This is a genomic window from Martinezella rhizogenes (assembly GCF_000799715.1).
GTDB classification, from domain to species: Bacteria; Pseudomonadota; Alphaproteobacteria; order Rhizobiales; family Rhizobiaceae; genus Rhizobium; species Rhizobium rhizogenes_C.
Genome location: NZ_JUHG01000011.1, coordinates 1,144,289 through 1,157,300 on the forward strand (window position 1 = coordinate 1,144,289; position 13,012 = coordinate 1,157,300).

A 13,012-nucleotide genomic window follows, 5' to 3' on the forward strand; every position below is an offset into this window, starting at 1 on the left:
GAGGCGCCCCTGTCAATCCGGGCACCATTGATGAGGCCGCCCTTCAAACTGCTTTAGCGATCATTTCGATCGGCGCGATCAGGCCGCTGCCGACCGACATGCCGACATTACCCACGCGCTCCGCCGCCTTCGGCCCCATCAGTGCGCCGAGGCTCAGCGTCTGGCCGCCACCGGCGGCGCTGGCACGCATCTCCTGCGCCAGCCGGATCGCCAGCGCACTGCGATCCTGTTCGGACTCCACCGTGAAGCCGGCCTCCCCGAGCAGCTGGCGATAGGTTTCGGGCGTACAAACGAAGCTCGTCTCCGGCGTCATCGCCCAGGGCATAGGATAGGGCAGCTCGCCAGCGCGCATCTGCATGACCTCATAGACACCGAACCGGGCGCCGGGCTTCAGCACGCGCCGTGCCTCGGCAAACAGCCTCGCCTTATCCTCGATGTTCATGCCGACATGGATGAGCGTGGCGCGCTCGAAGCTTTGATCGGCGAAGGGTAGCGCCAGAGCGCTCGCCTGCCGGAACGACACTTGCATCGCCATGCCACAGCGCTCGGTCAGGACATTGGCAACCTTGACGAATTCATCGGTCAGATCGACCCCGGTGACGACGCAGCCATAGGCGCTGGCGATATAGCGCGCCGGCCCGCCAAGCCCTGACCCGATGTCAAGGAGCCGCATGCCGTCGATCAGGTCGAGATCCCGGGCAAACTCCCGCGTGGCCTCGCGCCGCCCGAGATGGAATTCGTCAACCCCGGCAAGGTCGTCGATGCTGAGATGATCAACATCCTTGCCGCTGGCGGCGAGCGCCGTAAGGATCGTCTCCTCCAGCGAGCCATGCGTATAATGGCTTGCAACCTTTTCCTCGGTGGACATAACCCCTCCTCCCGTGATCCCGTCTCCAGAACATCATGAGGGAATGCTGCGCCTGCCTCGGTACCGCGTCAAGCAATTGCGACAATACACCACCCCCTCAAGGAAACGGCCGCCCGAAGGCGGCCGCTTGAATATCGAAGATGGAGCAGAGGTAGCGTCAAACCTTCAGTTCGCGCCGCTCCGTTTCCGTGACCATGGCAAGATCCAGCACACGCTGCAAATTGGCCGCATGGCGGAAGCTCGGATCCTGCGGACTGCCAGTCATCACGGCGTCAGCGAACCGCTGATAATTGGTCAGCACCGGCGGCACTTCGATGACCTTCCATGTCGCCGTTTCCGTGTCGTCGCCCAAGCAACCGCGCAATTCCGAACCGTTGGGGCTATGATTGATCTCCAGACCGCCGCGCTCGCCATAGATGCGAAGCTTCAGTTCGTTCAGATGCCCCGTCGCCCAGCGGCTCGCATGCACGACGCCAAGCGCACCATTGGCGAAATCGACAGACATGGAGAAGCTGTCGTTGGCGTCGAGCGTATATTCGCCGATGCGCTCATCCGGTGCCTTGTTGAAGGTCTTCAGCCGAGCAAAAACATGGTCGATATCGGTCGCCGCGCCATAAGCGGCGAAATCGAGGATGTGGATACCGATATCGCCAAGGACGCCGTTCGAGCCATGCCCGGTGGAGAGCCGCCACAACCACTTGGATTCGCTGCGCCAATCGCCCCAGGCCCTGGAGACGAGCCAGCTCTGCAGATAGGAGGCCTCGACATGCTTGACCGTGCCGATCTCGCCCGAGATCACCATCTCGCGCGCCTTCTGCAACTGCGCAACATTGCGATAGGTCAGGTTGACCATGTTGACGACACCGGCCCGTTCGGCCGCCTCGGTCATTTCCAGCGCCTTGTCGTAATTCTCCGCCAACGGCTTCTCGCAGAGAACATGCTTGCCGGCGGCAAGCAGCGGCAGGGTCGTCGGATGGTGCGCCCTATCCGGCGTGACATTGGTCGCTGCGTCGAACTCGCCCCAGGCGAGCGCTTCGTCCAGCGACGAGAAACGGTTCTTGATATCGAACACATCGGCGAAGGCGGTCAGCCTCGTCGCATCGGTATCGACGGCGCCGACGATTTCGACACCAGGAATGCGGGCGAAGTGCTCGGCCTGGTTCTTCGCCATGCCGCCCGTACCAACAATGATAAGACGCATTTTATACCTCAGCGATAACCGGCTTCGCCGGCCTGGTGCAGTTTTGGACCACGCTCGACGATCGGCTCCAACGCCTTCTCGACCGGCACATTCGGTGCGTCATGGATACTCGCCTGCGTACCGAGCGGATTGTGCGCCCACTTGACGGAGTTGATCAGCACCTTCTGCACGGTGTCGTTGTGGTAGGTCGGATAAGTCTCATGACCGGGGCGGAAATAGAAGATGTTGCCGGCGCCACGACGCCAGGTCATGCCGGAACGGAAGACTTCACCACCCTGGAACCAGGAGATGAACACCGTTTCCAGCGGCTCGGGAACGGAGAACTGCTCGCCGTACATCTCCTCGTTTTCCAGCTCGAAATGCTCACCCAGGCCGGCGGCAATCGGATGGCGCGGGTTGATGACCCAAAGCCGTTCGCGCTCACCCGCTTCGCGCCATTTCAGCGCGCAGGGCGTGCCCATCAGCCGCTTGAAGATCTTCGAGAAATGGCCGGAATGCAGCACGATGAGACCCATGCCCTCCCAGACGCGCTTGGCGACACGCTCGACGATCTCGTCATTTACGGCGCCGTGGTCCTTGTGGCCCCACCAGAGCAGCACATCGGTGTCCTTCAGCCGGGCTTCGCTCAGGCCGTGTTCCGGCTCCTGCAACGTTGCAGTGGTTGCTTCAATACCGGCATCGGCATTCAGCGCCTTGGCGATCGTCGTATGCATGCCTTCCGGATAGATGTCGGCGACGACCTTGTTTGTCTGTTCATGAATGTTCTCGCCCCAGACGACGGCACGAATAGTCATTACGGCACTCCTCTAATACCATTGAGATTGAACAGGTTATGCGATCCAAAGCGCTTTGGGCAAGCGCCACTTTCGGGCCTCCATCAGCCCTTCCAGCGCAAGAGATAATGCGTCCGAAGCGATTTGACAAAGGCAAAAATCACCATGCGAAACACCTGTGTTTTCAGTGCGACACGGATTTTGAAAACAGGTTGACGACGAGCACGCCGGCGATGATCAGACCAAGCCCGATGATCGCCGCCAGATCGAGTTTCTGGCGAAAAAACACCAGCCCGACGGCGGAGATCAGCACGATGCCGAGCGCACTCCATATGGCGTAGGCAATGCCGACCGGGATCACCCGCAAGGTCACCGACAGACAATAGAAGGACGCGGCATAGCACAGCACGAGCACGATGGAGGGACCGAGCCGGGTGAACTGCTGCGACATCTGCAACGCCGTCGTGCCCATCACCTCCAGCACGATCGCCACCATCAGCACCGCATAGACGGATGCGTTCGCCATCAAACCCTCTCGATATCTCTTAAAGTTGCGTGAGCTCGATCAGTCGCTCGACCAGTTTCTCGCGGGCGCTCTCGTCCATCGCATGGCTGTCGAGCAGATCGGCGAGCCAGAGCCCATCGGTCGCCAGCCGCACGATCGCCGCATCGACTGAGGAGTCCGTGCCGACATATTCCTCGCTGCGTTCGCGCACCCAGTCGCGCCAGCGCTGCCGCAATGGCGGCTCGCTGAGCAGCACCATCGTCACCTGCGCCCAATCCTTCGTTTCCTCCGGCCGGTCGCGCAGCGCCAGGCAGGCGCGAAGATAGCCACGGGTGAAGCGTCCATGCGGCAGCGGATCGGCCCGCATCTCCTCCTCGATCGCCCGGTCCAGGCGCTCGATCAAACTGTCGAACAAGGCCTCCAGCAGCGTATTCTTGTTGGGGAAATGATGCAGCAATCCACCCTTGCTGACACCGGATGCACCCGAAACGGCGTCCAAGGTCACCGCCGTCATGCCCTTCTCCGACGCCAGCCGCGCCGCCACCTCCAGCAACTGCTGGCGGACGAGCAAAGGCTGCTTCTTTCTGTGGTGCGCCGTAGACATGGTGGCATAACATACCAGTTGGACGGTTTCGTCAATGCGCGGCGTGATGAGCGACATCGTTCTGGTCGAAAATCGTCAGCTTCGCCCCATCGACGGCAAAGGCGATCGGCGCGCCGCTGGTGATGGTCGTCATGCCCGGATCGGTGCCGATGATCTTCGAGCCGTCCTTCAGCCGGACGTGAACGAGCGACCGGTCGCCCAACCGTTCCACCGTCTCGACCGTGCCGGCAATATCGCCCTTGTCCGCCGCCGTCGCCACCAGATATTCCGGCCGGATGCCGAGCGTTAGTTCCGAACGCGCCATGCCGTTCAGCGGAACCGACGTCTTGATGATCGAGCCGTCAGCCAAGGTCGCCGTCGCAAAGCCCCCTGCCTCGCTGACATCGGCCACATTGACGAAGTTCATGCCGGGCGAACCGATGAACTGGGCGACATAGCGCGTTGCCGGTCGCGTGTAGATCTCCACCGGCGTCGCCACCTGTTCGATCTTCTTGTTGTTCAGGAGCACGATCCGGTCGGCAAGCGTCATCGCCTCGATCTGGTCGTGGGTGACGAAGACCATCGTTGCCCCCAATCGCTCGTGCAATTGCGCAAGCTCGACGCGGGTGCGATTGCGCAGACCGGCATCGAGGTTGGACAGTGGCTCATCGAACAGGAAGACATCGGGTTCGCGCACGATGGCGCGACCGATAGCGACACGCTGGCGCTGGCCGCCCGAGAGCTCGGACGGCTTACGGTCGAGCAGATGCGGCATCTCCAATATGGTGGCTGCGATGTCGATGCGCTTTGCGATCTCCGCCTTCGGCGTACCGATGTTTCTGAGGCCGAACGACATGTTGTCGCGCACCGTCATGTGCGGGTAGAGCGCGTAGGACTGAAACACCATCGACACGCCGCGTTCGCCGGGCGGAAGCTGATCGACCCGCCGCCCGCCAATCCAGACCTCGCCGCTCGTGATCGCCTCAAGCCCGGCGATCATTCGCAGCAACGTCGATTTACCGCAGCCGGAGCCGCCCAGGAACACGACGAATTCGCCGGGCTCGATCGTGAGATCGATATCGTTGAGAACCTGCACCGCGCCGAAATGCTTGGTGACGGATTTGATGTTGATTCCTGCCATTTTTCCTCCTCCGGAAGAATTGAACTTCGCCAGACCTGCCGTTTCCTGTCTTGTATCCGGCCCTCATGTGAATGGATCACTCGCGTGAGACCGTATGCATTGCGGCATTCGTCTATTTGACAGCACCAGCAGCCACGCCCCGCGTCAGGGTACGTTGGAAAATCAGGAAGAAAATCACCGTCGGCGTTACGCCGAGCAGCGAAGCCGCGGCAACCGCCGTCGGATCCTGCGTATTGGAGCCCGACAGGACACCCATGGCGACCGAGACCGTCTGGTTGTTGTTGGAGACCAGGAACACCAGCGGGATCAGGAACTCGTTCCAGGTCCAGATGAAGAAGAAGGTCGCAAGCACGGCAAGCGTCGGCCTGAGAACCGGCACGATCACCAGCCACAGGATCTGCCAGCGGCTGGCATTGTCGATCTGCGCCGCCTCGATGATCTCACGCGGGAATGTGGTCAGCACCGACGACAGGAGATAGGTACCAAAGGCAGTGTGCAACACGCCGACGATCAGGATTACCGATAGCATGGAATCGAACAAGCCAACCTGCTTGGCCATGTAGTAAAGCGGATAGATCAGGGCCTCCTGCGGCGCCATGATCGAGATCAGCAGGATCACCAGCAACACCCGTCCACCCTTCACTCGACCAATGCCGATGGCATAGGCGTTGAGGAGGCTGAGGACCACCGCGAGAATGGCGGTGCAGCCGCTGATCAGAATGCTGTTGAGGAGCTTGCGGGTGAAGTCGACATTGACCCAGAAGTTCTTGAGCGCCGTCAAGTCGAAGCTATGCGGGAAGGCAAGCGGACCATTGGCGGCATAGTCGGCCGGAGTCTTGATGGCGTTGAACGCCGCCAGGAAGAACGGAAACAGCGTGCCGCCAAGAGAGACGAACAGGATGGCGAGCACGATCCAGCGGGTAATGCCCTTCTTCCGGCGATGATCCGCCGGCGCATCCGATGCGATCGGGGTCGAAAGTGAAGCCGTAGCGGCCATCTCAGTGCCCTCCCTCTGTCTGTTTGGACTGCATGCGCAGGAAGAAGATACCGAGCAAGATGGTCACGACCGTTTGCAGTGTCGCGATTGACGCAGCGTAGCCGACACGGTTCGTGGTGAAGAAATGGTAATAAGAGAGGTAGGACGGCACCGTCGTCGCATTGTCCGGCCCGCCTGATGTCAGAACGTAGATCGGCGCGAACACCTTCAGGGCGGCAATCAGCGTCGTCAGAGCGACCACGAAAATCTCCGGCATCAGCATGGGGATGGTGATGTAGCGAAAGCGGCCGAACCAGCTGGCATTGTCGAGTTCGGCGGCCTCGTAGAGCGAGGGATCGACCCGCGCCAGCCCCGACATGAAGACCACCAGACAGTAGCCGACCTGAATCCAGACGATGACGGCCGAAACGGCCCAGAGTGCATAACTTGCGTCCCCCAGCCAGTTCTGCGCCATGAAATCGAGGCCGATCGCTTTCAGGACCGCGTTGACGATCCCGATCGGATTGAGGATCCACGCCCACAACACGCCGGCCGCGGTCAGCGGCAGGATTTGCGGCAGGTAAAATCCGGCGCGAAAGAAGCTCGACAAGGTCTCGCCAAACTGCGCGCTGATATAGTCAAATAGCACCGCCGCCAGCACCAGACCCAGAATGATCGGCACGATCGTCATCGAAATGATGAACAGGAGCGTATGCTGGATCGATCCCCAGAAGGCGGCATCCACGAGCAATCTCTCGTAGTTCTGAAAGCCGACATATCGCGGCGTCCCGATGCCTTTCCAGGTCGTGAAGCTGATCACGAAATTGGCGATCAGGGGGACAAGCACGATCAGAGCAAATCCCAGCATGCCGGGGAGTATATAAAGATAGTACCCCGCCCTGCCGGAGTTTTTGGACTTCTCCATCGCATTCCTCCAGTTCGAGACAGCGAAACGGCATCAAGCCGTCCCGCCGCTGCGAATTGCACCAGTACAGGGGTTATTGCGCTGCCTGCGCATCGTCATAAGCCGTCTTCAGGCGCTCGGCGAACTGCTCCGGCGTCGTCGAGCCGTTCACCAGACCGGTGGTCGCCTGGATCAGCAGCTCATAATAGCCGGGGACCGGCCAGTCCGGATAGAAACCGAGGCCCCCCTTGCCGGAAATCTCGTTGAAGATCTCGACATTGCGCTTGCCGACTTCGTCGGTGACGGTAGCCGGATCGGCGGCGATGGCGACACCACCGAGATTGGCCTGCAGGTTCTGGTTCTCCTTGCTCAAGATGAGATCGATGAACTCGTAGGAGAGATCCTTGTTCTTGGCGCCCTTGGGCACCATGAACAGGTTGCCGGTCGAAGCCGTGCTATATTTCGGGGTCGGAAAGACGAACTGGCTCCACTTGAAGTTCTTGATCGAGCTCGCGAAGTTGCCATTGTTCCAGGTGCCGCTGACGAACATTGGCGACTTGCCCGACGAGAAGAGGTTATCGGCACCGCCCGTGCCCTTCAAACCCGTCGAATCCTTGGAAATATAACCCTTGGCAACCCAGTCGACGATCTTCTGTGCCGCAAACAGGAAGGGCTTCGTGTCTAGCGGCGCCTTGAGACCCTGATAGTTCTTTACCCAGGTGTCGTCGGCCTGCGTCAGGGCCAGCGTATAGAGTAGGTGCTGTGCGTTGGAATCCACAGTGCCGTAGGCAAGCGGCGTTATGCCCTTCTGCTTGAAGGCGTCGAGCGCTGCTTCGAATTCGTCGAGTGTGGTCGGGACTTTCACGCCGTTGGCCTGAAACATGTCGATATTATAGAAAACCGAAACGAATTCGGCATGGACAGGAATGCCGATGATCGGACCGGAGCCATAGATGCCGTTTGCATCATATTTGCTGAGCTGGCTATTGGTTTCGTTGAGAATCTTATCCCAGCCCCGCGACTTGAATTGATCGTCGAGCGGCGTCAGCAGACCCTGCGAAGCAACGAGGCCTGCCGTGGCATTGCCCTTGTTATATTCCAGAAGATCCGGCGCCTGGTCCGAATTGAGGATGAGGCTGCCTGCCTTCTGCAATTGGTCGAAGGTCTTCTGTTCGAAATTGATCGTGACATCGGGATGCTTGGCTTTTAGCTCTTCGAGCGCCTTGGTCCACGCCTTGGCTTGCGAAGTATCCGGCAGTTCGAACCACCAGACGTTAAATGTCTTGCTCTGCGCTTGCGCGACGCCGGCAGCCAACAAGAGCGACATGCCGGCGGTGACCGCCAGCTTCGAAAACACGTTCATTATATTTTCCTCCACCATGCGAACCGTGACGATATCAATCCGACGGCATGGCTCGCGATGCCCGTCAGCACGTTCCTCTTTACTTTGCCCCTCGTCCGTTCATCGACGATGAGACGAACCGCTTGGATGTCGCAACGCTCCTCCGTTCCGATATCCGGGCCGGCTGGAGCATCGCGCGGCGGCGTGGCTCCAGCTCCCCGAATTAACGCACAACTCCGCCCCTAAATCGATTCAGATTTAGGGAGTGGGCACGCTATTCGACGAATTCGCCACCCCGGCTCTGCTTCAGATAGTTCAGGCCATGGATCTGACCAGTCATTTCAAGTTCATCGCGATAGACCGGATCATGCCAGCCTTCGATGTCGATCGAACCAGACCATCCCGCCAGGCGCAATTCGGAAATGATGTCCGTCCAGTTGCTGTCGCCGAAGCCTGGCGTGCGCATGAAGACGAACTTCTCCTTGCCGAAAATGCCGTGCTCCTTGATGACATCCCAGCGGATCGTCGCGTCCTTGCCGTGAACGTGGAAGATCTTTTTTGCCCATTTGCGGATCTGCGGCAGCGGCTCGATCAGATAGACCATCTGATGGCAAGGTTCCCATTCGAGGCCGATATTGTCGTCCGGCGTCTCGTTGAACATCAGCTCCCAGGCATCCGGATTATGCGCGATGTTCCAGTCGCCGGTCGCCCAGTTGCCGTCCATGGCGCAGTTTTCGAAGGCGATCTTGATGCCCTTGTCGGCGGCACGCTTGGCAAGCTCGCTCCATACTTGCTTGTAGCGCGGCAGGCTTTCGGTCAGCGGCTTGTTGCGGATGCGGCCGGTGAAGCCGGCAACGCAAGTGGCGCCGAAATGATGGGCGTTGTCGATGCAATCCTTCCAGCCCTGCAGCGTCTGCTGGTCCAGGTCGGAGGTTTCCAGCGGATTGCCGAACATTCCGAGCGTGGAGATGGTGATGTCCCGACCGCCGATGGCGTCGAGGCAGCGCTTGCCGAGCTCTGCCAGATTCTGGCCGTTGGTCGTCTGCCAGAAGAAGGGTTCGAAGCTTTCGAAGCCGTGATCGGCGATCCTGGCGATGCCCTTGGCGGCATCCTCGCTGGTCGCCTTGATCATCGTGCCGATGCGGATGGCCTTTGCCGGATTTGTCATGATTTCACTATCCTTATGCTTAGATTTCGATACGCCGGCCCGACTTGGCGCTTTCGATCGCGCCGAGGACCATGGCGAGGCTGTGAATATTATCGCTGCTTTCAGTCTCCGGCCGCTTGCCCGTCTTCACCGCGTCGATGAACGATGCGATGACGCTGGCGTGCCCATGCGTCTCGTCCTCATGCCGGGGGCCAGGAACGTCCACGGGGGTAAAGCCGTGCAGCAGGCCAGGCTCGTTACCAGCGACGGAGGCTTCGAAATGCTCTTCGCCGTCCCAGGTCAGCATGCCCTTGCTGCCTGTGAGCCGCCACTCGCTCTCCCAGCTCGTGCGCTTGCCCTCAGCGCACCAGGACCCGCGATAGCTGAAGACGACATCGTCGGAAAATTCGAACAGCGCATGCGCCGACGCGCCATGCCTGTACCAGGATCCGGCAGGATTCTTCTCGACGCAATAGACCGAAAGCGGCGTCTTGCCGGCAACGAAACGGGCAGCGTCGAAAGTATGGATCGCCATGTCGAGCAAGAGCACATTGTCCATTTCCTCGCGGAAGCCGCCGAAATGCGGGCCGAGGAAGAAATCGCAATGGATGCCAGTGAGCTCGCCGATCGCACCCTCCTCGACGAAACGGCGCAGACGGCGCACGCCGGAGATGAAACGGCGGTTCTGGATGATGGCGTGCACCTTGCCGGTCTTGGCGGCGAGGTCGATGAGGGCCGCCCCCTCCTCAAGCGAGGTCGCCATCGGCTTTTCGCTGAGGACATGGCAGCCGGCCTTCAGCGCCGTCGAGACGACGCCGAAGCGGGCGGCAGGGATGACGACGTCGAACACCAGATCGGCCTTCGTCGCCGCGATGACTTCGGCAAGGTCCGAACCGATGACGGCCTCTTCGAGACCGAACTCTTTCGCAAGACCTTCGGCGGTCGCCCGATTGAGATCGACCAGGCCGACGACCTTGATGGTTTCTGCAAGCGACGGCGTCGAGGCGATGGCCTTGAGCCAGCCTTTGGACATAGCTCCGCACCCGCACAAAATGGCGTTAAATTTCACGATTTCCTCCAGCGAACCGTGTCAAACTCCTCGTGACACATGTTCCGTAAACGTTTACGATCCTATGCGAAAAGATTTTCCTGTGTCAATAGAGGGAAGGCACTGAAATTGCGGCATGAAGGAAAATCGCAGTCGATGAAGGGAATTCGTCAGCTTGCCGACCATCTCGATATCTCCATCGGCACGGTGTCGCGGGCGCTGAACGGCAAGCCCGATGTCAACGAGGAAACCCGCAAGCGCGTGCTCGCCGCCGCCGAGGAACTTGGCTATGTCGCCAATCAATCCGGACGGGCGCTACGGCAAGGCACGACCAATGTCATCGGCCTGATGATCGAATCCAACAAGGACATCGTCGAGGACAGCGACAACTTCTTCCTCGGCGTGACCCGCGGACTACAGAGCGTGTTTGCGCGCCACAAGCTCGACCTAATCATGCTGCCCTGCCCCAGCGACGAAGATCCCTACGAGTATCTGAAACGCATGGTCGCAAGACGCGTCGTCGACGCCATGATCATCTCGGCAACGCAGCGCGTCGACAAGCGAATCGACCTGCTTTCCAAGGTGAAAATCCCCTTCGTATCGCTCGGCCGCAGCCAGTCGAGCGGCAACTCCTCCTGGATCGATCTCGATTTCGACGGCGTCGCCAATGCCGCCGTCGACCGGCTAGTGGCGCACGGGCATCGCCGTATCGCGATCGCCGCGCCATCGAACGATGTCAACCTCGGCTATATCTTTCTCGATGGTTACCGGCGCGCGCTCGACCGGCACGGGATTGCCTACGATCCTTCGCTGGTGATCCGGGCCAAGACCAGCGAACAGGGCGGCTATCAGGTCGGCCACGAGCTGCTGCAACTCGCCGATCGGCCGACGGCGGTGATCCTGATCTACGAGCTGATGGCGATCGGCCTTTACCGCCGGCTGAGCGAGGCCGGCATCGTTCCCGGCCGCGACCTCGCCGTCATCGGCTTTCGCGAGGAACCGCGCGCCAAATTCCTCCAACCGGCGTTAACCTGCTTCCGCATATCGCTGCGCGATCTCGGCGCAGAGCTTGGAGAAACCCTGCTTGCCACAATGCCGGCCTACGGCCATTTCTATCCCAACAGGCCCCGCACCATGATCTGGCCCCTGCAGCTCATTCCTGGCGAAAGCGACAGTTTTCGCCTGAAGGCAGAGTAGCGCCGAAACGCCGCATGGGTGAGATCTGCGATTGCGATTGGCCTTACGAGTTGCCATGTAGAGCATGGCGAACGGGAACCGGCATTTGAGCGAAGAAACCATCACACTTTACGAAGCGATCGGCGGCGACAAAACCGTGCGGGCGCTGACGACGCGCTTCTACGATCTGATGGATACTCTACCGGAAGCGGCCAACTGCCGCGCCGTGCATCCGCCGAGCCTCGAAGGCTCCCGCGAAAAATTCTATGAATATTTGACCGGCTATCTCGGCGGGCCGCAGCTCTATATCGAGAAGCGCGGCCATCCGCGCCTGCGCAGCCGTCATTTCGCTGCCGCCATCGGCCCCGCCGAGCGCGACGAATGGCTGCTCTGCTTCCGCCGCGCCATGTTTGAGACCATCGAAAACGAAAAGCTGCGGGCGATCATCTGGGAGCCCATCGAGCGCCTCGCTTTCCACATGCAGAACCGGGAATAAGAGAAGACATGAGCTTCAGCACGATAATCCGTCCGATCACCCTGTTTGTCGCCGGTATTCTCGGCGCCGCCGGCGTGGCGCTCGCCGCTGCCGCATCCCATGGCGGCGATACGCACTTCCTCGGCTCCGCCTCGACCATGTGCCTGGCGCATGCCCCTGCCCTGCTCGCACTCCACGCCGGCTATGACCGCATCCGTACCGCGCCGATCGCAATCGTGTTGCTCGGATTGGGAACGCTGATCTTCGCGGGCGATCTGGTCAGCCGCCATTTCCTCGGCAGCTCACTATTTCCCCTGGCCGCACCGACCGGAGGAATGGGCATGGTGGCGGGATGGATTGTTGTGGCGCTGGGAGCATTTTTCAGGAAAGGCGCGGCGGGAGCTTGAGGCGCCAAGATCTCCACCCCAGATAACAGGCAACAAGGCAATCGCGCAGAATACCACGCTTATATAGTTCACCTCATTGTAACTGCTCGATCAAGCCATTAACCTTTTCTTCAACCAGACGATCGAGCTTTATTCGGAAGCTATCATAGCGATCTTCGGGCACTCCATTTTCCAAGCATCTCGCCTCGTAAGCCAAAGCGAAATACGGGAACTGCCATATACTCTCCAACAATTGTCTCCGCTCACTACCAGAGTACTGTACGGGGTCAATTTGTCGGAGTGTTTCGAGAAGCCGCATCGCAGCAACCTCATTGAAGTGCATTGATCGAGCAAAATAGAAGAATCCCTCACCTTGCCATTCTCTGCTTAGCGCCTCTACAAGACTATTCATTGGTAGGGCTCTCCAGTTTTGAGATCCACGATCCGCCTCCCTAAGTGTAGATCGCCTCCAGCAATCTCGACCGAG

Annotated in this window: 15 protein-coding genes; 3 read left to right on the forward strand and 12 right to left on the reverse strand. The window is 59.9% G+C overall.

Features of this window, described 5'->3' with window-relative positions:
• Positions 1 to 43: 43 nt before the first annotated feature.
• The 11 genes from EX00_RS09425 to EX00_RS09475 form a co-directional block, all read right to left on the reverse strand.
• A complete protein-coding gene (locus EX00_RS09425) occupies positions 44 to 868 on the reverse strand; it encodes a class I SAM-dependent methyltransferase (protein ID WP_047456609.1) in 825 nt (274 codons plus the stop codon).
• Between the two features lie 157 nt (positions 869 to 1,025).
• A complete protein-coding gene (locus EX00_RS09430; protein WP_047456611.1) occupies positions 1,026 to 2,069 on the reverse strand; it encodes a Gfo/Idh/MocA family protein in 1,044 nt (347 codons plus the stop codon).
• An 8-nt stretch (positions 2,070 to 2,077) separates the two neighbouring features.
• Positions 2,078 to 2,863 (reverse strand): ThuA domain-containing protein, encoded by a 786-nt coding sequence (locus tag EX00_RS09435; protein WP_047456612.1) that lies wholly within the window; start codon positions 2,861 to 2,863, stop codon positions 2,078 to 2,080.
• A 163-nt stretch (positions 2,864 to 3,026) separates the two neighbouring features.
• Positions 3,027 to 3,368 (reverse strand): SMR family transporter, encoded by a 342-nt coding sequence (locus EX00_RS09440; RefSeq protein ID WP_047456614.1) that lies wholly within the window; start codon positions 3,366 to 3,368, stop codon positions 3,027 to 3,029.
• A 19-nt stretch (positions 3,369 to 3,387) separates the two neighbouring features.
• On the reverse strand, positions 3,388 to 3,951 hold the full coding sequence (locus EX00_RS09445) for a TetR/AcrR family transcriptional regulator (RefSeq protein WP_047457652.1): 564 nt from the start codon (positions 3,949 to 3,951) through the stop codon (positions 3,388 to 3,390).
• A gap of 31 nt (positions 3,952 to 3,982) precedes the next feature.
• Entirely contained in the window at positions 3,983 to 5,071 is a 1,089-nt protein-coding gene (locus tag EX00_RS09450) for an ABC transporter ATP-binding protein (protein WP_047456616.1), read from the reverse strand.
• A 112-nt stretch (positions 5,072 to 5,183) separates the two neighbouring features.
• Positions 5,184 to 6,068 (reverse strand): carbohydrate ABC transporter permease, encoded by an 885-nt coding sequence (locus tag EX00_RS09455; protein WP_047456617.1) that lies wholly within the window; start codon positions 6,066 to 6,068, stop codon positions 5,184 to 5,186.
• 1 nt (position 6,069) lies between these two features.
• Positions 6,070 to 6,972: a carbohydrate ABC transporter permease gene (locus tag EX00_RS09460; RefSeq protein WP_047456618.1), complete on the reverse strand. Its 903-nt coding sequence runs from the start codon at positions 6,970 to 6,972 to the stop codon at positions 6,070 to 6,072.
• Between the two features lie 73 nt (positions 6,973 to 7,045).
• Entirely contained in the window at positions 7,046 to 8,314 is a 1,269-nt protein-coding gene (locus EX00_RS09465; RefSeq protein WP_047456619.1) for an ABC transporter substrate-binding protein, read from the reverse strand.
• 253 nt (positions 8,315 to 8,567) lie between these two features.
• A complete protein-coding gene (locus tag EX00_RS09470; protein WP_047456620.1) occupies positions 8,568 to 9,461 on the reverse strand; it encodes a sugar phosphate isomerase/epimerase family protein in 894 nt (297 codons plus the stop codon).
• Between the two features lie 19 nt (positions 9,462 to 9,480).
• Positions 9,481 to 10,509 carry a Gfo/Idh/MocA family protein gene (locus tag EX00_RS09475; RefSeq protein ID WP_047456621.1) on the reverse strand — a complete coding sequence of 343 codons (1,029 nt, stop codon included), beginning with the start codon at positions 10,507 to 10,509 and terminating at the stop codon, positions 9,481 to 9,483.
• Positions 10,510 to 10,644: 135 nt separating this feature from the next.
• Between EX00_RS09475 and EX00_RS09480 the strand changes: the two genes are divergently transcribed.
• From EX00_RS09480 to EX00_RS09490, 3 genes are all read left to right on the forward strand, one after another.
• Positions 10,645 to 11,685 carry a substrate-binding domain-containing protein gene (locus EX00_RS09480; protein WP_047456622.1) on the forward strand — a complete coding sequence of 347 codons (1,041 nt, stop codon included), beginning with the start codon at positions 10,645 to 10,647 and terminating at the stop codon, positions 11,683 to 11,685.
• A gap of 85 nt (positions 11,686 to 11,770) precedes the next feature.
• Positions 11,771 to 12,160 carry a group II truncated hemoglobin gene (locus EX00_RS09485; protein WP_047456623.1) on the forward strand — a complete coding sequence of 130 codons (390 nt, stop codon included), beginning with the start codon at positions 11,771 to 11,773 and terminating at the stop codon, positions 12,158 to 12,160.
• 8 nt (positions 12,161 to 12,168) lie between these two features.
• Positions 12,169 to 12,546 (forward strand): DUF423 domain-containing protein, encoded by a 378-nt coding sequence (locus EX00_RS09490; RefSeq protein WP_047456624.1) that lies wholly within the window; start codon positions 12,169 to 12,171, stop codon positions 12,544 to 12,546.
• Between the two features lie 73 nt (positions 12,547 to 12,619).
• On the opposite strand, the gene EX00_RS09495 is transcribed toward EX00_RS09490, so the two are convergent.
• Positions 12,620 to 12,937, reverse strand: a complete 318-nt coding sequence (locus EX00_RS09495; RefSeq protein ID WP_047456625.1) for a hypothetical protein — start codon at positions 12,935 to 12,937, stop codon at positions 12,620 to 12,622.
• Between the last annotated feature and the right edge of the window lie 75 nt (positions 12,938 to 13,012).